We start from the raw sequence: 22,268 nt of genomic DNA on the forward strand, positions 1-22,268 counted from the left end.
ACACAAACCGGCGGGATTGCCGTAGGTCCCGAGCTTCGCGTTCCTAATCCTCGGAGGGTTCCATGGGCTTGATCTGGACGTGTTTGATCGGTTTCTGCGTTGGCTTGGTGGCCAAGTTCATCGTGCCGGGCCGGGAAGGTGGCGGGTTCATAATGACGACGCTGCTCGGGATCGCGGGATCGTGGTTTGGATCGTTGCTAGCCGGCTTCCTTGGAATGGGCGGCCGGGTGGGGTTCATCGGCTCGGTGATCGGGGCGGTGCTGCTGTTGATGATCTACAACTGGACCCGCGCGAGGAAGGCCGTCTAAGAGGCACAGGCCACCCGCGCCAGGGTGGCCATATCGTCGACGATCAGATCGGGTTTGGCGGTCGACGGCGGGGTGGCACCCGGGCCGGGTTTTCTGGCCCGGCGGTTGACCCAGACCGTGGCCAGGCCGAGGGCATGAGCCGGCCCGATGTCGTGAAAGAGGCTCTGGGCGCAATGGAGCACCTGGTCCCACGGCTTGCCGATTTGGTGCAGGGCTTGGCGGAAGTTGCTGAGCGACGGCTTGTAGCTTTTGACCTGTTGTGCCGTCACGACCCAATCGAAGGTCACGCCGAGGTGACGGGCTGATCCGGCAAACAGGTCATCGTCCACGTTGGAAATGACCCCGAGCTGGTATCGGGTCGAGAGCCTTTGGAGGGCGGCCACGGTGTCCGGAAACGGCTGCCATTCAGGGAGGCTTCTCGAGATCGCGGTGATTTCGGACAGATTCGGCGTGAAGCCCAGCCGCCGGCAGAGGTCCCCCATCGTCAGGTCGAGCACCTCTCGATACCTCCGGAAGGTCCCGAACTGGATTGGGGACTCGATCTCGCCGAACAGGGCGAGGAGCTCGTCGTCCGGCCGTTCGATCCCGCGCGGCTCGAGGACGCCTCGGAGCGCGGCGAGGATCCCGGATTCCCAGTCGATCAGGGTTCCGTAGCAGTCGAACGTGATGACACTGAAGCGATCGAATTTCATTGCTTCCACTGGTAACGGGTCAGGTCGATCCGGCCTCGGGCGTTGAACCGAACGCCTTCCCATTCGAGGAGCAGGCGTTGGGTGAGCTCGGCGCCCGGGGTGCTCCTCAGGCTCACCTCGCCCCGGGCGTTGATGACCCGGTGCCAGGAGACGGTGGATCCCGGTGGCAGCGCGAACATCGCGTACCCCACCTGGCGAGCCCGACCCGGCAACCGGGCGAGCCGTGCCACCTGGCCGTAGGTGGCCACCGAGCCCCGGGGAATCTTCCGGACCCAGGCATAGATCCGCTGGTAGGTCGAAGCGCTCACGTCATGAAGATACGTTGACGGGACCGACGATGCGCCGTAGGTTCCGGGTTCTTCCCGCCCTTCGTCCCCATGACAACAGGCTCGGTTCCCATGCAGAAGACTTTCGCCTCGGTAGTAGCGTGCCTAACAGTGTTGGGTTGTTCCCAATCCGACCCGCGCGACAGCGGCAACACCGGCGGTGCCCGGCCGTCGCTGCCGGAGGCGGCTACCGCCGTGCTGCAGGAGCAACGGTTGCTCGACGAGATCACGATGCTGGCCTCCGACTCGTTCCTGGGACGCGGACCCGGAACCGCTGGCGAAGACCGGACGGTGGCCTATCTGGAACAACAGTTCAAGGCCATCGGCCTCGAGCCGGGCAACCCGGACGGAACCTATATCCAGCAGGTGCCATTGGTCGGGATCACGCCGAAGCCGACACCGCAGTTGGTTCTTACCAAGGGTTCAAACAAGCGAGTTCTGGCGTTCAAGACCGACGTCGTGGCCTGGACCAAACACGTGGCCGACTCGGCGTCGATCGCCAACTCGGAGATGGTCTTCGTCGGATACGGGGTCCAGGCCCCGGAATTCGAGTGGGACGACTACAAGGGACTGGATGGCGCCGGGAAGACTCTGGTCATGCTGGTGAACGATCCGCCGCTGGCCGACTCGACCCAATTCGGCGGCAAAGCCATGACGTACTACGGCCGGTGGACCTACAAATACGAGCAAGGCATGAAGCACCAGGCGGCGGCGGTGCTGATCGTCCACGAAACCGGGCCGGCCGGCTATCCCTTTGCCGTGGTGCAAGGCAAGACCGGCGAGCAGTTCGATTTGGTGACGCCGGACAAGAACCTGGGCCGGGCCCCGATCGAAGGCTGGATTACCCTGGACCAGGCCAAGGCGTTGTTCACCATGGCCGGGCAGGACTTCGATGGACTCCGGGCCAAGGCATCGACCCGGGACTTCGCGCCGGTGCCGCTCGGGGTTTCGGCCTCGATGACGATCAAGAACGGTCTCCGGACCGTCCAATCGAGAAACATGGTGGCGAAGATCACCGGTAGCGATCCCAAGCTCAAAGATGAGTACATCGTCTACACGGCCCACTGGGATCACTTCGGCATCGGCGACCAGATCAACGGCGATTCGATCTACAACGGCGCGCTCGACAACGCCTCCGGCACCGCCGGCATGCTGCAGTTGGCCCGGGCGTTCAAGGCGCTACCGACGGCCCCGAAGCGGTCGATTCTGTTCCTGGCGGTGACGGCCGAGGAGCAGGGATTGCTGGGGTCGCAGTACTACTCGGTCACGCCGCTGTATCCGTTGGCGAAGACCCTGGCCAACATCAACATCGACGGACTCAACCTGAGCGGGCGGACCAAGGACCTGACCGTGATTGGTCTCGGCGCGTCGGAACTCGACGACTATATCCGGGATGCGGCGGCCATTCAGAGCCGGGTGATTCGGCCCGATCCGGAGTCGGAAAAGGGGTACTACTACCGATCCGATCACTTCAACTTCGCCAAGCAAGGGGTGCCGGCGTTGTACGCCGAGGGTGGAGTGGACTACATCGGTCAGCCGGCAGATTACGGGATCAAAGCCCGGGAGCAGTACGTGGCGGAGGATTATCACAAGCCGTCGGACCAGGTCAAGCCGTTCTGGAAGCTCGACGGGGCGGTGGAGGACCTCCGGTTACTGCTGACGGTAGGCTATTGGGTGGCGGAGGCCGATCGGTTTCCAGAGTGGCGGCCGGGTAACGAGTTTCGGGCGGCGCGAGAGAAACAGCTCGGACGTTAGGTCAGGGCGGCCGTCGCGGGCGCCTCCGTGATCGCGACGGTGGCGTCGCGGTTCACCAGGATCCGTTGGTTGTTGCTCTTGGGGTCGATCGGGAGCATGAAGAAGTTGTTGCCCAGGGGTGGAAACCGGTTCGACATCCCGACGATGGTTTCCCCGTCCGCAAACCGGACCGCGATCTTCTTTTCGCCAACTAACCTCGGGTCGCCGGGGGTCGGATCGGTGGCCTCGTTGTGCGCGGGGTTCCCGGTCGGATCTTTGACGAAGAACAGGGCCTTCAGGTCGATGCATCGAACCTCGACCACCTGCTGATCGGTTCCCCGAATATGGCGGGTCTTCTTGGTCGGATCGACGTTGAGACTGGTACCCTTCATCGGGGTACCGTTCCGAAATCTGGCAACGACATGATTGCTGATCATGGTTGGCCTCTCAGCAGGTCCCGCACCCGGCCACGGCTGAACAATGCAACTATTCGTGAAATAAGAGATTGGGCCGCCGAACGGGGCCGCAGTCTGGGGTCGTTTTGGGCGGGCAGGTCGGGCCGGTCAGGGTGACCGGGCCATCGCCCGGAGAATCGCGAGCACTTCGCGGCCAGCCGCGGTGTTCGGGGCCACGACCTCGAAGTGCCCGGCCGCCGGTACTTCGATCAGCCGGACCTGGTCGCCGGCGGCCCGGGCCGCGGCGGCGTAGGTTCGAGACAATTCCGGCGGTACGATCTGATCGTTGGCGCCGGTCAGGATCGCTTGGGTGATGCCTAACGGAAGTCGCCGGCCGGGCGACGCGTCGCGGTAGCGGTCGGGAAACTCGGCCGCGGTGCCACCCATGAGGCGGGGAATGGCGTCACCGCAAATCTGGGTTCCGTCCGGCCTGGCCCACGCCAAATCCGGTACCGCGGCCAGGGCGAGGATGGCGGTGGGTCGGAGTGCCCCGCTGGATTGCTTGGCGCGGACGCCGGTCCAGAGGGCAAAGTGCCCCCCGGCGGAGTGCCCGGCCACGATGACGCGGCCGGTATCGAGACCGAACGCCGGGGCGAGTTGCCGGACGTAGTCGGTTCCGGCGCCGATGTCATCGAACGATCCGGGCCATCCGCCGCCCGGGTTGCCGACCCTCCGATACTCGAGGCTCCAGACCGCAATGCCTTCGGCGGCGATCGCCCCCGCCAGGCTTCGGATGTGCCGCCGGTCAAACGCGGCCAGCCAGCACCCGCCGTGAATCAGGACCACCACCGGTGCCCTGCCGCTACCCCTGGCCCGGAACAATTCGCCGAACTGGAGGGAATCCGCGCCGTACCAGATGGTGGTGTCGGGCGCCGGTTGGGGCAGGGCCACCAGGTCGCGAGCGGTCATCATCGTTTGGGCCGAGAGTGGCGCGGCAGACAGCAGACCCAGCAGGGCATAGCGAGCCATCCGAAGCGGCATTGTCAGTCCAGTTCGTCGAGTGATTTGGGCCAGTCTTGCTTGAGCAAACGCGACAGCGCCCGGTCCGCCAAGAGCCGGCCCTCGGTTTGGCACCGGGCACAATAGTTGGTTTCGTTGTCGGCGTAGCGAATCCGTTGCACCGGGCTGCCACAGTCGGGGCAGGGTTGCCTGAACTTGCCGTGGACCGCCATGCCAGGACGGAACGCGGTGACCCTAGCGGGAAAGGCACCGTTCCGATCCTTGGTGAGGAGGTCGGTCCACTCGGTCAGGATCCGCCGGCAGGCGTGGTAGAGCCTGGTGACCTCCGGTGCGTCGAGATTCCGGATCAACTGGAGCGGTGAGATCCGGGCCGCATGGAGGATTTCATCGGAGAACGAGTTGCCGATGCCATCGAAGGTCTGGGGATCGGTAAGCGCTCGCTTGAGGGTGTGGTTGCCCCGAACCGGCCGTTCGGCGAACACGGCCTCGCTCGCGTGGAGTACGTCGAGTCCGCCCCGCTCGAACTGATCGAGCGCGGCGTGATCCTCGGCTACGTGCAGGGAGGCGCGTCGCTTGCTCCCGGCCTCGGTCAGGAGCAGGGTCCCGGTGCCGAAATCGAATGCGGCCAGAGCAGACTTTGCCCCGATGGCGGTCCCGGCCGGCTTCCAATGCAACCGGCCGGCGATCATCAGGTGAATCACCAGCCAGGCCTCGTGGTCGAGCCGGATGGCGAGCCGTTTCCCGATTCGCTGAACCTCGGCAACCCGGTGCCCGTGGCAACTCGCGAGCGTGGCCTCGACCGTCCGGAGGAGAAACGGGGTCTTCAGCCGAACGGTGAGCAGGGTTTGCCCGAGAATCCGTTCGCGCAAGGCGTCACGATAGTTGACGATGATCGCGCCCCGCCACCCACGGCGCTTCCGTTGCTCGGCCAAGAGTGCGAGGTGTTCGGCGTTGACCTCGGGAATGACCAACGGCACGTCGGATGCGAGGCGGAACGGGCTCGTGTTGGTGACCACGACGGTTCCGGCACCGGCCCAGAGGGGCTCGATGGTGGTGGCGGCCCCGGTATCGAGGGCCGAGAACGCGAGCGGGAGGCCGGTTGGGCGGTCACTTGGCTGGACGATCAAATCGCCGATACGGCTGGGGAGTGGGGTGGTTTCTCGCCACCGGACCACGTCGGCGTAGCGCCGCCCGGCGCTGGCGGCCGAGGCGGCGAGGTATTGAATCTCGGACCAGGGGTGGTGTTCGAGCCGGCGGACTAATTTCTGGCCCACGGTGCCGGTGGCGCCCAGAATGGCGACGGGGATTTTGCTGGCGGTCATGAGGTCTCCGAACAGCGAAACCCCCGCGCATCGGATCGAGGCGCGGGGCGGTGGTGTTCGAGTTATTCACGAACCCGTCAGTAACGCCCGTTGCCCCGGCCACCGGTCATGGTGGCCCGCATGGTCGTCGTGGTCATGGACGGTGAGTAACTGAACATGTCAGGCAAGGTATTGAACCGGCCAAAATCGCGCCATGCTTGCGCGGTCTGGGGTTCGGCGTTATCGTCTGGTCACAATTGTTCACCGTGGCGTTTTGTCGGCGTATTGCTGGCCACGTTAATCCACAGCTAAAAAGCCACGCGTCCGCGTGTCTTTTTTGGCACCGGGCGTTTGTCGTTTCCCGGGCCAGGACGAGCCAGCGGATGGTGGGGCAAGGGGAAAGCCTATGACCGTCGTTTCGCTCCAATCGTCCACTCGGCCGGTGCCGCTCGCCTGTGCGCACTGTGCCGCCATCCACGAACCCGTCGCGTCCGCCGTGTGCCTGGAGTGTCTCGGGCCGCTCGAACCGGTCTACCGGGCCGGGCGGACGTTGCCATCCCGTGAAGAGATTGCCAGGCGGGCTCCCTCGATGTGGCGCTACCGCGAGTGGCTCCCGTTCGAGGGCCAGCCGGTGCATTCCCTCGATACTGGTTTCACGCCACTGGTCGAGGCTCCGCGACTGGCCGCGCGGCTCGGCGTCGCTCGGGTGTGGATCAAGAACGACACGGTGTCCCACCCGAGTCTCTCGTTCAAGGACCGGGTCGTCGCGTCGGCCATCAACGCCGCCGTTGGCCTGGGTCTCGAGACGGTTGCCTGCGCCTCAACCGGCAACCTGGCGATTGCCGTCGCGGCCCATGCGGCCCGGGCCGGCCTGCCGGCCTGGGTGTTGGTGCCGGAGGACTTGGAGCCCGCCAAGATTCTGGCCAGTGCGGTGCATGGGGCCCGGGTGCTTCGGATCCAGGGCACCTACGACGACGTGAACCGGTTGTGCGTCCAGCTCGCGGACCGGTATGGGTGGGGGATCGTGAACGTGAATCTCCGGCCCTACTACGGCGAGGGCTCCAAGACCGTGGCATTCGAGATCGCCGAGCAGTTGGGGTGGCGGTTGCCGACCGCGGTGGTCTCCCCGATGGCGGGCGGCTCGCTCTTGAGCAAACTGCACAAGGGTTTCGGGGAAATCCTCGATGCAGAGTTGGCCACCGGCGATCGTCCCCGGCTGTTCGGCGCGCAGGCGTCGGGATGTGCCCCTATTGTGCGGGCGCTCGAGGCGGGGGAAAGCCGGATCACGCCGGTCCAACCGAACACGATTGCCCGGTCGCTCGCCATCGGGGCTCCCGCGGACGGAGCCCGGGCGCTCCAAGCGATCCGTTCCAGCGGGGGGTACGCCGCCGCGGTCTCGGATCCGGATTTGATCGACGCCATTCGGGTCCTGGCCGAGACCTCGGGTGTGTTTGCCGAAACAGCCGGGGGAGTGACCTGTGCGGCCGCCCTGGCGCTTGCGCGGGCGGGTCAGTTCGCGCCCAGCGACGAAGTAGTACTTTGCATCACGGCTCACGGGCTGAAGACCCCGGATGCCGTCTCTCCTGACCTGTTTGACCTGCCGATTGCCTCGAGTCGCCTGAGCGACGTGGCGCGGGTCATTGAATCAGCCTAACCCAAGGAATGAAACTCATGGCTATTACCGTCAATATTCCCGCTCTGCTCGCCCGCCATGCGGGGGGACAGCGGCAACATGTGGTAGCCGGCGCGACCGTCCGCGAAGCGATCGATCAGGTCACCCGCGATTACCCGGAGTTCGGCAAGCGGTTCACCGAAGCGACGTTGCCCGGCAACGAGTTCGTCACCGTCTATCTGAACGACGAGGACGCCCGGTTTGCTGGGGGGCTCGATACCCCGGTCAAGGCGGGCGACGACGTCAGTATCGTGTCGGCGATCGCGGGGGGCTAACGACCATGACGACCGCTACGCTTTCGCCGCCGGAACTCGTCCGGTACAGCCGGCATGTCATTCTCCCCGAAGTAGGGCTCGCGGGTCAACAGCGACTCAAGGGGTCGCGGGTGCTGATCGTGGGCTGCGGGGGGTTGGGGTCGCCGGTGGCGCTTTACCTCGCGGCCGCCGGGGTCGGGCACCTCGGTTTGGTGGATTTCGACCACGTCGATGCGTCGAACCTCCAGCGGCAGATTCTCCACAGCACGAGTGCCATCGGCCAATCGAAACTCGACTCGGCGGAGGCGCGGCTTCTCAATCTCAACCCGTACGTCAGGGTCGAGCGGTATGAGACCAGGCTGGTGGCGGCCAATGCGCTCGAGATCATCCAGGGCTACGATGTGGTGGTCGACGGGACCGATAATTTCTCGACCCGGTATCTGGTCAATGACGCCTGCGTCATCCTCGGAGTGCCGAACGCCTACGGGAGCATCTATCGGTTCGAGGGCCAAGCCTCGGTGTTCGCGACGAAGGACGGCCCGTGCTATCGCTGTCTGTTCCGGCAGCCCCCCCCGGCCGGCGCGGTGCCGAACTGCGCCGAGGGCGGCGTGCTTGGCGTGCTTCCCGGGCTGGTCGGGACCATCCAGGCCACCGAGGCGATCAAGCTCCTGCTCGGCATCGGGCGGTCGCTGATCGGGGAGCTGTTGCTGGTGGACGCCCTCGACATGGAGTTCCGGCGGCTCAAGGTCCGGAAAGATCCCGAGTGTCCGGCGTGCGGCACCCGAGAGATCCGGGAGCTTCAGGATCTCGAGGTCGAGTGTGCCGTACCGGAGGTGAAGAAGGGCTGGGATATTTCGGTGCTCGAATTGGCCGAACGCCTCCGGGCGGGGCGCGACCTGTTCTTGCTCGATGTCCGCGAACCGCATGAGTGGGAAATTGGACGGATTGAGGGCGCCGAGCTGGTGCCGTTAGGCGAACTGCTCCGGTCGCTGGACCGGGTGCCCCGGGACCGGGATGTGGTCGTGTACTGCAAGGGCGGGGCGCGGAGCGCCCAAGCCGCGCACTTGCTGGGCGAGGCGGGATACCTGCGGGTTGAGCATCTGCTCGGCGGGATCCTGGCGTGGTGGGGGGCCGAGATCGACCCGTCGTTGCCTGCTCAGGATCGGTTGACGCCGGGGTCTTAGGACTTCAGATAGCGGTCGAGAAAGGCCTCGAGGCGGCGGTAGAGGTCGATCCGGTTGGCGGGGTCCCGGAACCCATGTGGCTCGCCGGGGTAGCTCCTCGACTCGAAGACCTTGTGATGGGCCCGAAGCGAATCGACGGCGCGAAGGTACTGCCGGTAGGGCGCCCGGACGTCGGCCTCGCCGTGCATGACCAGCAACGGGGTGGTGATGTGGCGCAACCGGGCCAGCGTGTTGCTCACCGCATAGATCGTAGGGCGCTCCTCGGGCGAACCGCCGTGCCCGGTTTTCGTGAAGATCCGGCCCAGCCGGTCGGCATTGGTGTAGGCATCGCCGAAATCGTAGATCCCCGCCATCGGTACCGCCGCGTCGAACACGCCGGGCGCTCGCGCGATGGCCGCCATGGTCTGGATCCCGCCATAGCTGTAGCCGTAGATCCCGACCTTGCCGTTGGACCAGGGCTGGGCCTTGAGGAACCGGCCGGCCGCGGCTGCGTCTTGGGCTTGCCCGTTGGCCCAGTCGTTGACCCCCAAGTCTTGGAATGCGCGCCCGAAACCGGAGCCCCCGCGATAGTTGATGGCGAGCACCACATAGCCTTTCGAGGCGAGGTACTGCTCGAGCAGGTTCAGGGTCTGGAGGTAGGAGTTGGTACCGCCGCCGTGGACTTGGACCAGGGCGGGGTACCGGCCGTTAGGCTTCCAGCCGGGCGGGCGAAAGAGGAAACCCTGCACATAGAGGCCGTCGTAACTCTCGAACGAGATCTCTTCGGGGGTCTCAACCGACTCCCACCGGTCGGCGAAGGCGGTGAGGGGCCGGGGTGGTCCGCCACGCCGGTCCATCAGGAATACCTCGGGCCCGGTGGTCGGCCCCGATTGAATGAAACTGATCCGGTTGCCGCTGCTGGACATGTCGATGGACCGGATGGCGCCGCCCAGGTGCGACACCCGGGTGGCCACGCCCCCGGCCGAGGGGACCGACCAGAGGTGGAAGGCTCCCCGTTCCTGGTACGGAAAGAGGAGCGACCGCCCGTCGGCGGCCCAGACGACCCGCTGGCTATGGAGCCAGTCGGTTCCGAAAATCTGCATGGCCACCGTCCGCTCGGCGCCGGTGGCCGCATCGACGACGCAGATCTCGGCAAGGTCCTCGTACCAATACCCTTGTTTTGAAGTGCAGAGGAGGGCAATCGACCGTCCGTCGGGTGACCACGCCGGCGTGGTTGAGGCCATCAGGCCCCGGGAAAGTTGGCGGGCGGATCCGGACTGGACGTCCACGACCCAGAGGTCGTCGGCCCAATAGTCGCCTTGATTGGACACGTAGGCGATCGAGCGCCCATCCGGGGACCAGGCTGGGGCAAACCGGGGATCGTCGAGGGCCATGGCCTGGCGGGTGAGTTGCCTGGGAGCGCCGCCTGCTGCCGAGACCACCCAGATGTCCTGGGCTCCGCTTCGGGTCGAGTAGAACGCGATCAATCGGCCGTCCGGCGACACGACGGGTGCCCGCTCGTCGTCGCGATCGGCCGTCACCCGGAGGCGGGCGGTGCCGCCGATCGATGCGGTCCAGAGATCGCCGTCGCTCTGGAAGGCAATGCTTCGGCTGTCGGGAAACCAACTCGGGGAACTGCCGGCCATCCAGAACCGCGGCGGGCCAGGCTCGGGCCGAGCCGCCACGAGGAAGATCCCGCGGCCGGCCGGGGCGTTGGCTACGACCGCCACCGACTGACCGTCCGGCGCCATCGCGGCTTCGACCGCGCCGCGGCTCCGGGTCTGGATGTTCTCGATGGTCAGGGCAACCGGCTGCTGGGCCGCTGCCGCGGCCCCGAACGACAGTGAGAGCAAGAGTGACATGGTACTACAATCTCGCTCAGGCCGGGAAAACGGCTAGGCCTTCGCCTGGTCAAGCCCCGGGCGGGTTCCGCCGATACTTGGCGGTATGTCGATCCTAAGCAAGCGGCCCGACGGGGGCGGGATGAGTGCCGAGACCAGGAACCGGATCTTCGAGCCGTTCTTCACGACGAAACCGGTGGGGCGGGGATCAGGGTTTGGCTTGGCGGTCGCCGATGGCGTGATCCGAGGGTACGGCGGGGCGATCGAGGTCGAGACGGCGCTCGGTACCGGGTCGGCGTTCTCACCCTACCTGCCGGCCGACGACGCGGTTCCCGCTCCAGCGAGTGCGGCCAAGGCCGAGCTGCCGAAGGCCGGTTTGGGGGGCGGCCGCCGGGTGCTTTTGGTCGACGATGATCCGATGGTGCTCGGGATCCTCAGCCGAATTCTTGGCCGGGCCGGCTATCGGGTGACGTCGCATGGCGACCCGGTCGAGGCCTTGGCCGCCCGGGGCGGAGCCCACAGCGCCCTCCAAGAGCCGGGGCTCTGGTGAAGGAGCCCCGATCGGTGCAGACTACCCCAGCCCCATCGACTCCGGAGCGCTTGTGCCGACCCCTGATTCAGCAATCGAAGCCTACCGCCGGCATCACCCTCGGTCCGCCGAGCTCCATGCCCGCGCCACCGCGCTCTTTCCGGCCCAAGGCGCCACCCACTTCTCCCGGGTTCACAACCCGTACCGGCCCTACATCGTGCGGGCGGCCGGTGCCCGGAAGTGGGACATCGACGGACACGAATACCTCGACTACGTCATGGGGCACGGCTCGCTGGTGCTTGGCCACTCGCATCCCGCGGTGGTCGAGGCCATTCAGCGCCAAGCCGCGCTCGGCCTTCACTACGGGGACAACCACCCACTCGAAGTGGAATGGGCCGAGCGGATTCGAGCTCTGATGCCGACAGCGGAGCGGATTGAGTTCTGCGCGTCAGGCCAGGAAGCCAACCAGATGGGGATTCGGATTGCCCGGGCCAGTACCGGCCGACGGAAGCTCCTCAAGTTCCAGCACAACTACCACGGCTGGGCCGATGAGCTGGCGCCGAAGGGCGCCCCTGGGGCGATCGACGATCAGGTAACCGTCATTCCGGCCAACGATCTTGGCTTGGTGGAACAGCACTTGGTGAACCGGGATGTCGCGGTGGTATTGATCGAGGGCGGCGGCGGGCGGACCTCGGGCCGGGCCCCGACCAGCGTCGCATTCTTCCAGGCCTTGCCGGAGCTCTGTCGGCGATTCGGGACGGTGTTGCTGCTCGACGAGGTGGTGACGGGGTTTCGGGAAGCGCCCGGTGGCTGGCAATCGGTCGTTGGGATTGTGCCGGATCTCACCACGATTGGGAAGGCGGCGAGCGGCGGCCTCGCAGCCGGCGCACTGCTCGGCCGGGCTGATTTGCTGGCGGCGTTGAGCCCCTCCGCGGCGGCCGACCGCCGGGTGGTTCATGGCGGCACCTGGAATGCCGTCCCGATCAGTTGCGCTGCCGGGATCGCGGCGTGCGATCTCTATCCCGATGGCACACCGCAGCGAACGGCACGAGCGCGAGCCGATCGATTCCGGCGGGATGTCAACGCGATGTTCCGCCGGATCGGGGCACCGGCGCGGTGCTATGGCCGGTCGATCGTCCAGCTCTATCTCGGGCCGGTCGACCAGGATCCGGTGGACGATACCGCGGCTCCCGCGGCTACCGCGAAGCTGATGGATCCGGCATCCACACCCCGGCACCAGCGGCTCGATCTCCATCTCCTGGAGCGCGGGATCGCGACGATGCGGGGCGAGGCGCTCTGCTTCTCAGCCGCCCATTCGGAGGCCGATGTCGACCGGACCGTCGCGGCGTTCGAGAGTGCGGTCAGGGCCCTGATCGAAGAGGGCGGACTGGCCTGAGTCAGCCGGCCGGTCGGCTCAAACTGCAGGCTGTTGTCTCCGACCCTTTTGCGCGCTAACATGCTGACAGTTCCCGATCCTCCCACATTCCTATCCAGGAGGTCCGATGCGATTCACTCGGCTTCTCGTTTGGCTGCTGTTGCTGGCGGTGCCCGCCGCGGCCCAACAGAAACTCACTCCCGCGGACATTTTCCAGCTCGAGTACGTCGCCGATCCTCAGATTTCTCCGGACGGACAGCTGATCGTCTACGTCCGTCAGTGGCAGGATCCGATGACCGACCGCCGGTACTCGAATCTCTGGCTCGTCAAAGCCGACGGCTCGGATCACCGGCCCCTCACCACCGGCAAGTTCGTGGAGTCACATCCGCGGTGGGCGCCGGACGGGAAACGGATTGCCTACCTCTGCGATAAGGATGGCGGGCCCCAGGTGTACGTCCGCTGGTTGGACGGTGGGCTCACCCAGCCCGTCACCAACACGATGAGTCCTCCCACGACCCCGACGTGGTCGCCCGATGGGAACTGGATCGCGTTTCTCAGTCTGGTTCGAAAGCCGGCGTTGGTCGTCGGCCAGCCGCTCGCGGCTCCGCCGGGGGCCACCTGGGCGCCCCCGCCGAAATACACCGACAAGCTGGTCTTCCGCTTCGACGGTGTCGGCGAGGTGCCAACCGGTTTCGTCCATGTGTTCGTGGTCCCGGCCGAGGGCGGCACGGCCCGGCAGTTGACCAGCGGTGATTTCAACCACGGTGGGACGCCCTATGGCGGTGGCAGTATCGCGTGGGCGCCTGACGGCGCCGAGGTCCTCATCTCCGCCCGTCGGGGCGAGAACCCGGAGTGGAATTCCCGCGAGTCCGAACTCTTTGCCGTGGCGGTCAAGGATGGCGCCCTCCGCCGGCTCACCGATCGGTTCGGTCCCGACCAAAGCCCGGCGGTGTCACCCGACGGCCGGCTGATTGCCTACACCGGGTACGACGACCGGAAGCAGGGCTACCAGAACACCCTGCTCTACTTGATGAACCGGGATGGTTCCGGGAAGCGGGTCCTCTCGTCCCGGATCGACAACAGCGTCGGGAGTCCGGTGTGGGCCGCGGACGGCAAGGGCGTCTACGTCCAGGTTGACGACCGCGGGAACACCAAGGTGAACCTGATCGCGCTCGACGGGACCGTCCGGGTCGTTGCGAAAGACCTGGGCTCCGGCACCTCGGCCTACTCGGGCGGGAGCTTCAGTGTGTCGAAGGACGGCAGTATTGCCTTCTCGTGGAGTACCACCGGTCAGCCGTCCGAGGTGGCGGTGGTCCGTCCCACGCCGATCGCGGCGGCGGCCGCCAAGATCGTGACCGCGATCAATGCCGACGTGCTCGCCGATCGGGCCATCGGTCAGGTCGAGGAGATCTGGTGGAAGTCATCCAAGGACAGCCTGCCGATCCAGGGCTGGATCATCAAGCCCCCGGGCTTCGACCCGAGCCGGAAGTATCCGATGATCCTCGAAATCCACGGCGGGCCGTTTGCGAACTACGGCGATCGGTTCGACGAGGAAAAGCAGTTGATGGCCGCCGCGGGGTACGTGGTCCTCTACACCAACCCCCGCGGCAGTACCAGCTACGGCGAGAAATTCGGGAACCTGATTCACCATGCCTACCCCGGCGATGACTTCTTCGATCTGAACTCGGGGGTCGATGCCGTCGTGGCCAAGGGGTACGTCGATCCGGACAATCTCTTCGTGACCGGCGGGAGTGGCGGCGGCGTGCTGACGGCCTGGATGATCGGCCACACCAACCGGTTCAAGGCGGCGCTGGCTTTCTATCCGGTGATCAACTGGGAGAGCTTCTCGTTGACCGCCGACATGGCGCCGTCCTCGGTCAATAACTGGTTCCCTGGCTTCCCGTGGGACAACGCCGAGAATTACGCCAAGCGCTCGCTGCTCTCGGTGGTCAAGAACGTCAAGACGCCGACGTTGGTGATGACCGGCGAGGAAGACTTCCGAACCCCGATGTCCGAATCCGAGCAGTACTACAAGGCGCTCAAGATGCTTGGGGTGGAGTCGGTGCTGGTCCGAGTGCCCGAGGAACCGCACGGCATTCGCCGCCGGCCGAGCCACGAGGCCTCCAAGATCACCACACTCGAAGGGTGGTTCGCGAAGTTCCGCCGTTTGGTTCCCTGATGGCCGTGCCGGGTTCCGCCCGTCTGGCGGCCGTGATCGATGCCTTACGGCGGGACCCGGACACGCCGGCCCTCGAGCAGCATTCGCGGCGAGCGGAACCACGTACCCGGTGTACAGGGAGGCGACGGTGGCCGGCTCGCCGTCAATGACGGCCCGCTCGGTTTTCGGCGAGAGGAGGATGGCTTTGACGCGGGCGATCAGGTTCATCAAGGCTCCGTGGAGGGTATCCGAGGGTACTCTCCGGCGCCGAAAGGGATAAACGTGGGCCGACGGTTGCGCTGAGCCAGTCCCGCGTGCTAGCCTTGCCGAATGACAAATCCTCACTCCATCCGACGCGGCGGGTTGCTCGTGGTTGCGATCAGTGCCGGCTTCATCGGCTCGTCCGGCGCCCAAGTACCTGATACCAATGCGATTAAGAAGGCAGCGGCCGGCTTGATGGTGCGGAGTCTTGGGCCGGCCCTCATGAGCGGCCGGATCGCCGACCTCGAGGTCAACCCGCGCGACAAGTCCACGTGGTACGTCGCGGCCGGTTCCGGCGGCGTGTGGAAGACCACCAACGCGGGCACCACCTTCACGCCGGTGTTCGACGACCAGCCCTCCTACTCCATCGGCGAGATTACCCTCGATCCGTCCAACCCCGAGATCGTCTGGGTCGGCACCGGTGAGAATGTGAGCGGTCGTCATGTCGGCTGGGGCGACGGCGTGTACCGGAGTCGCGACGGTGGCCGGACCTGGCAGCGGATGGGGCTGGCCAAGTCGGAGCATATCGGCCGGATCCTGGTTCATCCGAAAGACGGCAATGTGGTGCTGGTGGCCGCCGAGGGCCCGCTCTGGTCGGCCGGCGGTGAACGTGGAGTCTACCGCTCGAAGGATGGCGGGGTGACGTGGACGCCGGTGCTCCAGATCGACGAGCATACCGGGGTGACGGACCTCGAGTTCGATCCGTCGAATCCCGAGGTAGTGTATGCGGCGGCCTATCAGCGCCGCCGCCATGTGTGGGGCTTCCTGGGCGGTGGTCCTCAATCGGCGATTTACAAATCGGCCGATGGCGGGGTCACGTGGCGCCGACTCGCGACCGGCCTCCCCAAGGGCGACATGGGAAAGATCGGCTTGGCGGTGACCGCAGCCGATCCAAGTCTCGTCTATGCCACCATCGAAGCGGGGGAGGGGGAACGGGGCTTTTATCGTTCCCGTGACAAGGGGGAAAGCTGGGACAAGCGAAACGGGTACATCTCGGGCGGGACCGGGCCGCACTATTACCAGGAAATCGAAGCCTCGCCAACCGATCCGAACCGGGTCTACCAGATGGACGTGTTCTTCCACGTGACCCGGAACGGCGGCGCCACATTCGACTATCTCGAAACCGGCCACGAGAAGCACAGCGACAACCACGCCCTCTGGATTGATCCCGCCGACGGGAGGCACCTCCTCGCCGGGACCGACTCGGGGGTCTACGAAAGCTTCGACGAGGGCGCCACCTGGCGGCATTTCCGGAACCTGCCGCTCGGCCAGTTCTACAAAGTGGCCTTGAGCAATACGGTCCCCTTCTATCAAGTGCTCGGCGGGGCCCAGGACGCCGGGACCCAGCATGGTCCGTCCCGCACCATGAACCGGGACGGAATCCGGAATCAAGACTGGTATGTCCCGTTCGGGGCCGATGGCTACGGCGTGGCGATCGACCCGCGGGACGACAACATCCTGTACTTGATGAGCCAAGAGGGAAACCTCTACCGGAAAGATCGGCGGACCGAAGAGGGACTCAACATCCGGCCCCAGCCGGCGCCCGGCGACCCGCCCGAGCGGTGGAATTGGGATTCGCCGCTTCTCTTGAGTCCCCACAATCCCGATCGGGTCTATTTCGGCTCGCAACGGGTCTGGCGGAGCGAGGACCGCGGGAGCAGCTGGACGGCGATCAGCGGCGACCTGACCCAGGGCGCCAATCGCTACGAGCGTCGGTTCATGGGCCGGGTCTGGAGCGTCGATGCGCTCCACGACAACAGCGCGATGTCGAAGTATGCGACCCTGACCGCGATCACCGAGTCGCCGGTCCAAGCCGGCGTTCTGATGGTCGGCACCGACGACGGAACGGTCCAGGTGTCGGCGAATGGCGGGCAGAACTGGATCCCGGCCGCGCCGTTACCCGGGCTGCCTCTGCTCTCGTTCATCAACGACGTCGAGGCCTCGCTGTTCGACGCCCGGACGGCCTACGTGGCCGCGGATGCCCACAAGATCGGCGACTTCTCTCCGTACCTCTTCGAGACGACCGACGCGGGCCGGACCTGGCGTCCGATTACCGGTGATCTTCCCAAAGGCACCTTGGTCTGGAGCATCCAGCAGGACCATGTGAAGCCCGACCTGTTGTTTGCCGGCACCGAATCCGGGATCTACTTCACCATCAACCGGGGCGCCAACTGGGTCAAACTGAGTGGCGGGGTCCCGACGATTTCATTCCGAGATCTCAAGATTCACCGCCGCGATAACGATCTGGTCGGCGCGACCTTCGGACGCGGCTTCTACATTCTCGATGACTACGCCCCGCTCCGAGAGTTCGGCCCCGCCGCGTTTGCCGCCGAGGCTCGGCTCTTTTCGGTCCGGGATGCGTGGTGGTTCGTTCCGTCTCAGCTTGGCCAGGCGGCGGGTCGGCCGGAGGCCGGGAGCGACGACTACACCGCGGCCAATCCACCGATGGGGGCGATCTTCACCTACTACCTCCGCGAAGCACTGACCACGGCTCGGGAACGCCGGGAGGCCGCCGAGCGGGCGCTTCGGGACGGGGCCAAAGACACGCCGTTTCCGGGGTTTGACCAGCTCCGCGCCGAGGCGGCCGAGACCGCGCCGCGGGTCCTGATCCGGATTGCCGACGCCGCCGGCCGCCCGGTCCGATGGATCGTCGGGTCCGGGGCGGCCGGTTTGCATCGGGTCAATTGGGATCTCCGCGGGCCGGCTCCGGACCCGGGCGAATTCAGTCAGCCCGGATTCCGGGCACCGTGGGAGTCTTCCCCGCTGGGCCCGCTGGCGGCGCCCGGCCGGTACACGGCGGAATTGATGATCGTCTCGGCGGCCGGTGCCCGCCGAATCGGGGAACCGCAAGGTTTCGAGGTCAAGCCGGTGCCTAACGCCCTACCCGGGACCGACTATGTCGCGGTCGCGGCCTTCCAGCACCAGGTCGCCGAACTGATGCGGAAACTGAACGGGGCTGGTGCGGAGATCGACCGGGCCCGGGAACGGCTCCGCTATATGCGGGCCGCTTTGGTGGAGGCCCCCCGGGCCGATCCCGGTCTCTCGGCTCGGATGGATTCGGTGACCCGGACCTTCTCGGCATTGAGCCTCCGGCTGCGGGGCGATCCGATCCGGCGGCGGCTCGACGAGTCGGCGGTCCCGTCGATTCAAGATCGCGTCGGCGAGGTCATCGGCGGGCATTGGGAGACCCGACAAACCCCGACGGCCACCCAGCGCCGGGAGATCGAGGTGGCCACGGCCGAGTTTGGGGTGGTGGCGCGCGCGCTGGCGGAGGTGGTCGAGGGGGATTTGGTGAAGATTGAAGCCGCGCTCGAAGCGGCGGGCGCTCCGTGGACTCCGGGGAGGCGGGTGCCGGTTCCCTGATGGGGTCGGGTTCGCCCTAATCCTGGTAGGAGAACATCAGCGCGTGGAACCGCCACCCCTCGCGCTGATGGATTGCCAGCAGCACCAGCCGGCCTCGGCTCGACTCGTCGTTCTGCCAGAAGACGAAGTCCGCCCAGACACTCGCCATCCGGCCTCGGCGCTCGATCCGGACGTTTTCGAGCCGCTCGCCCATTTTCTGGGTGGTGGCAAAACCGCGCTCCTGCGACCCGTAGAATTGATCCAGCCCCCGAACCGAGACCGCCCCCGCGGCGGTAGTCGATGCCACCGAGAACGTGGGGAGGAACAAGGATCGCCACTGCGGCAGCGTTTCCTTGGTGTAAAGATCGATGTAGTCACTCACGAGCCGGTTGAGGGCTCGGTCGAGCTCTTCCGGCGACTGGCCCCGGGCTGCCGGAGCGATTGAACCAGCGAGGGCGACAACCAAGATGAGGTATTTCATCTCCGGAACCTATCATGCCCGGCGGGCGAACGCGACGGTTGCCGGTCACTCCTCTCGACGGTAGCATAGGAGCGGCGGGCTTATTCCTCGAGGATCGATCTGATGCGGGTGACGCTGGTGACGCTGGTGGCCGGGCTCGTGTGGTCGGCGCTCTCCGGGACTCCGGGTCCGGCCGAGTGCCAGGACCTGGCGGTCGTTGTCGAGAAGAACCTCGAGGCCCGGATGCGTGACGGCGTGGTCCTCCGAGCGGATCTCTACCGGCCCGCCACCGCCGGCCGGTTTCCGGCCTTGCTGCAGCGAACGCCCTACTCGAAGAACCCGGGCCCCGGCGATGACCGGTTCCGCCGGTTAGCGGCGCGGGGATTCGTGGTGGCGGTCCAGGATACCAGGGGCCGCTATATGTCCGATGGCGCGGCCCGCCCGCACGATGAGGGCACGGACGGCTACGACACGGTGGAATGGCTGGCCGGCTTGCCGTGGGTCGATGGCCAGGTCGGGATGTTCGGCGGGAGCTACAGCGCCACGACCCAACTGCTCGCGGCGCCGCTCCGCCCGCCGCATCTGGTGGCATTGTTTCCCTCCGCGTCCTACGCCAGCCGGTACGACATGGTGTTCCAGGGCGGCGCGTTCTATCTCGCGGACGGTCTGTCCTGGAATCTCGGCCAAGCCATGGATGTCCGCCGCCGGGTTCTCCAACCGACCGCCGACCGGGACGGCGAAATCGGGCTGTCGCCGGCCGACCGGCAGCTCCTCCAGACCCGCTGGCTCTGGGACCTTCCGCTGGTGGCGATGGACGCACTCGACCTCAAACGATCCATGCCGGGCTATTTCGAGATGCTGGCGCACCCGTCCTACGATGACTATTGGGCCCGGTTCGACGTGGCGGCGCGCTACTCACGGTTCGAGGTGCCGGCCTACCACCTGACCGGGTGGTACGACGCGCTGCTCAACGGCACCCTCCGGAATTTCTCGGGCCTTCGGTCGGGGGCCGGGACCGACCGGGCCCGCCGAAATCAGCGGTTGATCGTCGGCCCGTGGACCCACGCTAGGCCTACCGTCGGCTCGACAACGATTGGGACGGTCAGCTACGGGGCCGACGCCGGCCTCGAGTCGTTCGAGTTGATGGTCCGGTGGTTCGATCACTGGATGCGGGCGGGTAACGAGTCGGACTATTCGGGTGCACCGGTCCGGATCTTCGTGATGGGTGAGAACCGGTGGCGCGATGAGTCGGAGTGGCCGCTCGCTCGGGCTCGGCAGACCGAATACTATCTGGGCGGCGGCCGGAGATTGAGCCAAGTGGCGCCCGCTCCGGCCGAGGCACCCGATCGGTTCGACTACGATCCGGCGAATCCGGTGCCGACCGGCGCCACCGGCGCCTATTCCCGGGCGCCAACCGATCAGCGGGCCGTCGAGTCGCGACCGGACGTTCTCGTGTACTCGACGGAACCGTTGGTCACCGCGGTGGAGGTGACCGGGCCGGTCGTGCTGACGCTCTGGGTTTCGTCCTCGGCCAAGGATACGGATTTCACCGGCCGTCTGGTGGACGTCCATCCTGATGGAACCACCCGGGCGCTGACCGACGGGATTCTCCGGGCCCGCTACCGGTCAGGCAAGACCACTCCCGCGCCGCTCGAACCCGGCAAACCCTACGAGTTGACCATCGACCTCGGCGCCACCAGCAACCTGTTCTTGCCAGGCCACCGGATCCGGCTCGAGGTCTCCAGTAGCAACTTTCCCCGCTACGATCGGAATCCCAACACCGGCGCGCCGTTCGGCCAGTCGTCTGAGTTGAGTGTGGCGCACCAAACGATTTGGCACGACCGGAACCGCCCGTCGCGGCTCACGTTGCCGGTGGTACCCCGGTAGCCCCGACCTACCCTCGATCGAATAGGAACATCGTTATGAGCACTCCCGCGAAACGTGGTCCCGCCCGGTTGATCCTGGGCCTTCTGGTGTTGGTCGTCGTCATCGTCGGGTTCATCCAGCGAGATACCATCGCGGGCCTCATCCTCAAGGGCGGCGACGTACCCCTGACGGGCGAAGCCGCCCAGAGCAGTCCGGACGCCAAACTCGCGATCGACTTCCTGGCCGCCCTTCGTGGAGCGGACCAGGACATGTTGGGACAACTCACGACCGCCGAGCAAGCGGTACGGATCCGGCAGGAATCCGACCAACCCACGCCGGAATACCAGGACACGAAGAGCATGATGCTCGCTGACCTGCCCGCCGAGCCCGCCGACCTCCAGGCCAGGATCAAGAGCGTGAAGATTCACGAGAACCGCGGCATGGTCACCTTCGAAACCAAGGCCAATTCCTGGTTCGTGACGCTCGAACAGGTAAACGGGGCGTGGAATGTGGCGGGATTCTAGCGGGCCACCGCGGCGATCCGAGATAGCCCAGCGTCCGAATTCTACTTGAACCACCCGATCCCGTACTCGAGGACGTAAAGACTCCCGTCCGGTCCAAGTTCCACATCGATCGGTGCCGCGAACTTCACCCCGGGCAGGAATGGCTCCATTGCCTCGTAGTCGCCGCCGGCGGTCAACGTCACCACTTTCATCCAGTTTCGAATCCAGTCGTAGATCAGCAGCTTGCCGTCGTAGTACCCGGGCACCGCGCCGCCCCCAGGATAACGCTCCGCCCGAAACACCGGTCCCGCCATCGCGGACCGGCCGCTGGTACCGGTCGCTGGAAAATCGGGCGACGCCGGGTAGGGATACCAGATAAATGCCGGCAGGGCCTTCGGGAACTCTCGAAGGCCAGAGTTGGCCCTTGACTCGTTGATCGGCCGGCCGGGATCGCATAGCGGTCCGGTGGTGCCGGTCGTGTGGTCGTATTGGCGATAGGGGTTGCCGCCGTCGTGGGTGCCCATTTCCAACCGCTGCCAGGGATCGAATTGATCGATCGGGACGTGCTGCTGATCGACACCACCCGCGTGCGAACGGAAGCGGGCCTCGTGGCGCGTACTTTCCAAAACAATATCGGCGTCCTCGCACCGGGAATCGACAAAAAGGCTGGCTTCATCGCGGCGCCGGTCACCATCGGCGACCTCCATGTCACCCTGGTCACGACGCATCTCGAAGCCGATCTCGGACCCGGGAGCTCTCCATTGGTGAGCCGACTTTGGGCCGCCCAAGTCGCCGAGATCGCCGGAGTCCTCGGGTCGACCCCCCGGGCCATCGTTCTCGGCGACCTTAACGACGTGACCGGTTCTCCCATGGACCAAGTTCTCCGGGGCGCGGGCTTCACCGATGCCTAGCTTGCACTCAAGCCGAATGATAGCGGATTGACCGGTGGCTGCTTCCAGCCGGACCTGTCGGACCCCGCGCCGCACTGCCAAAGCCGAATCGACTTCTTTTCGTCCGGGGACTCGACTGCGGGAAGGACCTTCGGGGAAGCGTACGCCGGGTCGGGAT

At 66.0% G+C, this 22,268-nt stretch carries 20 protein-coding genes; 12 read left to right on the forward strand and 8 right to left on the reverse strand.

Annotation, left to right across the window (positions count from 1 at the left end; translation table 11 throughout):
• Nucleotides 1-62: 62 nt before the first annotated feature.
• Nucleotides 63-308: a GlsB/YeaQ/YmgE family stress response membrane protein gene (locus EXR94_06905; GenBank protein ID MSR02453.1), complete on the forward strand. Its 246-nt coding sequence runs from the start codon at nt 63-65 to the stop codon at nt 306-308.
• Here the strand turns inward: EXR94_06905 and EXR94_06910 are convergent.
• Both EXR94_06910 and EXR94_06915 read right to left on the reverse strand, forming a co-directional pair.
• On the reverse strand, nt 305-1,000 hold the full coding sequence (locus EXR94_06910; GenBank protein MSR02454.1) for a haloacid dehalogenase type II: 696 nt from the start codon (nt 998-1,000) through the stop codon (nt 305-307). The two genes, EXR94_06905 and EXR94_06910, sit on opposite strands and share 4 nt — an antisense overlap.
• Nucleotides 997-1,308, reverse strand: coding sequence for a methyltransferase (locus EXR94_06915; GenBank protein MSR02455.1), 312 nt, complete (start codon nt 1,306-1,308; stop codon nt 997-999). The genes EXR94_06910 and EXR94_06915 overlap by 4 nt, the downstream gene beginning before the upstream one ends.
• 69 nt (nt 1,309-1,377) lie before the next feature.
• On the opposite strand from EXR94_06915, the gene EXR94_06920 reads away from it, so the two are divergent.
• Nucleotides 1,378-3,081 carry a M28 family peptidase gene (locus tag EXR94_06920; GenBank protein ID MSR02456.1) on the forward strand — a complete coding sequence of 568 codons (1,704 nt, stop codon included), beginning with the start codon at nt 1,378-1,380 and terminating at the stop codon, nt 3,079-3,081.
• Here EXR94_06920 and EXR94_06925 read toward each other — a convergent pair.
• The 3 genes from EXR94_06925 to EXR94_06935 all read right to left on the reverse strand — a co-directional run bounded on the left by EXR94_06925 (nt 3,078) and on the right by EXR94_06935 (nt 5,797).
• A complete protein-coding gene (locus EXR94_06925) occupies nt 3,078-3,497 on the reverse strand; it encodes a hypothetical protein (protein MSR02457.1) in 420 nt (139 codons plus the stop codon). The two genes, EXR94_06920 and EXR94_06925, sit on opposite strands and share 4 nt — an antisense overlap.
• A 126-nt stretch (nt 3,498-3,623) precedes the next feature.
• Nucleotides 3,624-4,496, reverse strand: a complete 873-nt coding sequence (locus tag EXR94_06930; protein MSR02458.1) for an alpha/beta hydrolase — start codon at nt 4,494-4,496, stop codon at nt 3,624-3,626.
• Nucleotides 4,497-4,498: 2 nt separating this feature from the next.
• Nucleotides 4,499-5,797 (reverse strand): hypothetical protein, encoded by a 1,299-nt coding sequence (locus EXR94_06935; GenBank protein MSR02459.1) that lies wholly within the window; start codon nt 5,795-5,797, stop codon nt 4,499-4,501.
• Between the two features lie 385 nt (nt 5,798-6,182).
• Here EXR94_06935 and thrC point away from each other — a divergent pair, with 385 nt between their 5' ends.
• Genes thrC through moeB form a run of 3 tightly spaced genes read left to right on the forward strand, consistent with a single transcriptional unit; the run spans nt 6,183 to nt 8,886 of the window.
• Nucleotides 6,183-7,430 (forward strand): threonine synthase, encoded by a 1,248-nt coding sequence (gene thrC, locus EXR94_06940; GenBank protein ID MSR02460.1) that lies wholly within the window; start codon nt 6,183-6,185, stop codon nt 7,428-7,430.
• 8 nt (nt 7,431-7,438) lie between these two features.
• Nucleotides 7,439-7,723: a MoaD/ThiS family protein gene (locus EXR94_06945; protein MSR02461.1), complete on the forward strand. Its 285-nt coding sequence runs from the start codon at nt 7,439-7,441 to the stop codon at nt 7,721-7,723.
• Nucleotides 7,724-7,728: 5 nt separating this feature from the next.
• Entirely contained in the window at nt 7,729-8,886 is a 1,158-nt protein-coding gene (moeB, locus tag EXR94_06950) for a molybdopterin-synthase adenylyltransferase MoeB (GenBank protein MSR02462.1), read from the forward strand.
• On the opposite strand, the gene EXR94_06955 is transcribed toward moeB, so the two are convergent.
• Nucleotides 8,883-10,727 (reverse strand): S9 family peptidase, encoded by a 1,845-nt coding sequence (locus EXR94_06955; GenBank protein ID MSR02463.1) that lies wholly within the window; start codon nt 10,725-10,727, stop codon nt 8,883-8,885. The two genes, moeB and EXR94_06955, sit on opposite strands and share 4 nt — an antisense overlap.
• Nucleotides 10,728-10,812: 85 nt before the next feature.
• Here EXR94_06955 and EXR94_06960 point away from each other — a divergent pair, with 85 nt between their 5' ends.
• The 4 genes from EXR94_06960 (at nt 10,813) to EXR94_06975 (ending at nt 18,392) form a co-directional block, all read left to right on the forward strand.
• Nucleotides 10,813-11,256 (forward strand): hypothetical protein, encoded by a 444-nt coding sequence (locus tag EXR94_06960; GenBank protein MSR02464.1) that lies wholly within the window; start codon nt 10,813-10,815, stop codon nt 11,254-11,256.
• Nucleotides 11,183-12,631, forward strand: coding sequence for an aminotransferase class III-fold pyridoxal phosphate-dependent enzyme (locus EXR94_06965; GenBank protein ID MSR02465.1), 1,449 nt, complete (start codon nt 11,183-11,185; stop codon nt 12,629-12,631). The genes EXR94_06960 and EXR94_06965 overlap by 74 nt, the downstream gene beginning before the upstream one ends.
• A 106-nt stretch (nt 12,632-12,737) precedes the next feature.
• Nucleotides 12,738-14,789, forward strand: a complete 2,052-nt coding sequence (locus EXR94_06970; GenBank protein MSR02466.1) for a S9 family peptidase — start codon at nt 12,738-12,740, stop codon at nt 14,787-14,789.
• A 309-nt stretch (nt 14,790-15,098) separates the two neighbouring features.
• Nucleotides 15,099-18,392: a glycosyl hydrolase gene (locus EXR94_06975; GenBank protein MSR02467.1), complete on the forward strand. Its 3,294-nt coding sequence runs from the start codon at nt 15,099-15,101 to the stop codon at nt 18,390-18,392.
• Nucleotides 18,393-18,408: 16 nt separating this feature from the next.
• On the opposite strand, the gene EXR94_06980 is transcribed toward EXR94_06975, so the two are convergent.
• Entirely contained in the window at nt 18,409-18,852 is a 444-nt protein-coding gene (locus tag EXR94_06980; protein ID MSR02468.1) for a hypothetical protein, read from the reverse strand.
• A 102-nt stretch (nt 18,853-18,954) separates the two neighbouring features.
• Here EXR94_06980 and EXR94_06985 point away from each other — a divergent pair, with 102 nt between their 5' ends.
• Both EXR94_06985 and EXR94_06990 read left to right on the forward strand, forming a co-directional pair.
• The gene (locus EXR94_06985) at nt 18,955-20,718 is read left to right on the forward strand and encodes a CocE/NonD family hydrolase (GenBank protein ID MSR02469.1); all 1,764 of its coding nucleotides are present in this window, start codon (nt 18,955-18,957) and stop codon (nt 20,716-20,718) included.
• Between the two features lie 35 nt (nt 20,719-20,753).
• The gene (locus tag EXR94_06990; protein MSR02470.1) at nt 20,754-21,221 is read left to right on the forward strand and encodes a hypothetical protein; all 468 of its coding nucleotides are present in this window, start codon (nt 20,754-20,756) and stop codon (nt 21,219-21,221) included.
• Between the two features lie 41 nt (nt 21,222-21,262).
• Here EXR94_06990 and EXR94_06995 read toward each other — a convergent pair whose 3' ends face one another.
• Nucleotides 21,263-21,826 (reverse strand): hypothetical protein, encoded by a 564-nt coding sequence (locus EXR94_06995; GenBank protein ID MSR02471.1) that lies wholly within the window; start codon nt 21,824-21,826, stop codon nt 21,263-21,265.
• Between EXR94_06995 and EXR94_07000 the strand changes: the two genes are divergently transcribed.
• Nucleotides 21,809-22,111 (forward strand): hypothetical protein, encoded by a 303-nt coding sequence (locus EXR94_07000; protein MSR02472.1) that lies wholly within the window; start codon nt 21,809-21,811, stop codon nt 22,109-22,111. The two genes, EXR94_06995 and EXR94_07000, sit on opposite strands and share 18 nt — an antisense overlap.
• Nucleotides 22,112-22,268 lie beyond the last annotated feature (157 nt).

Source organism: Gemmatimonadota bacterium, from assembly GCA_009692115.1.
GTDB lineage: Bacteria > Gemmatimonadota > Gemmatimonadetes > Gemmatimonadales > GWC2-71-9 > SHZU01.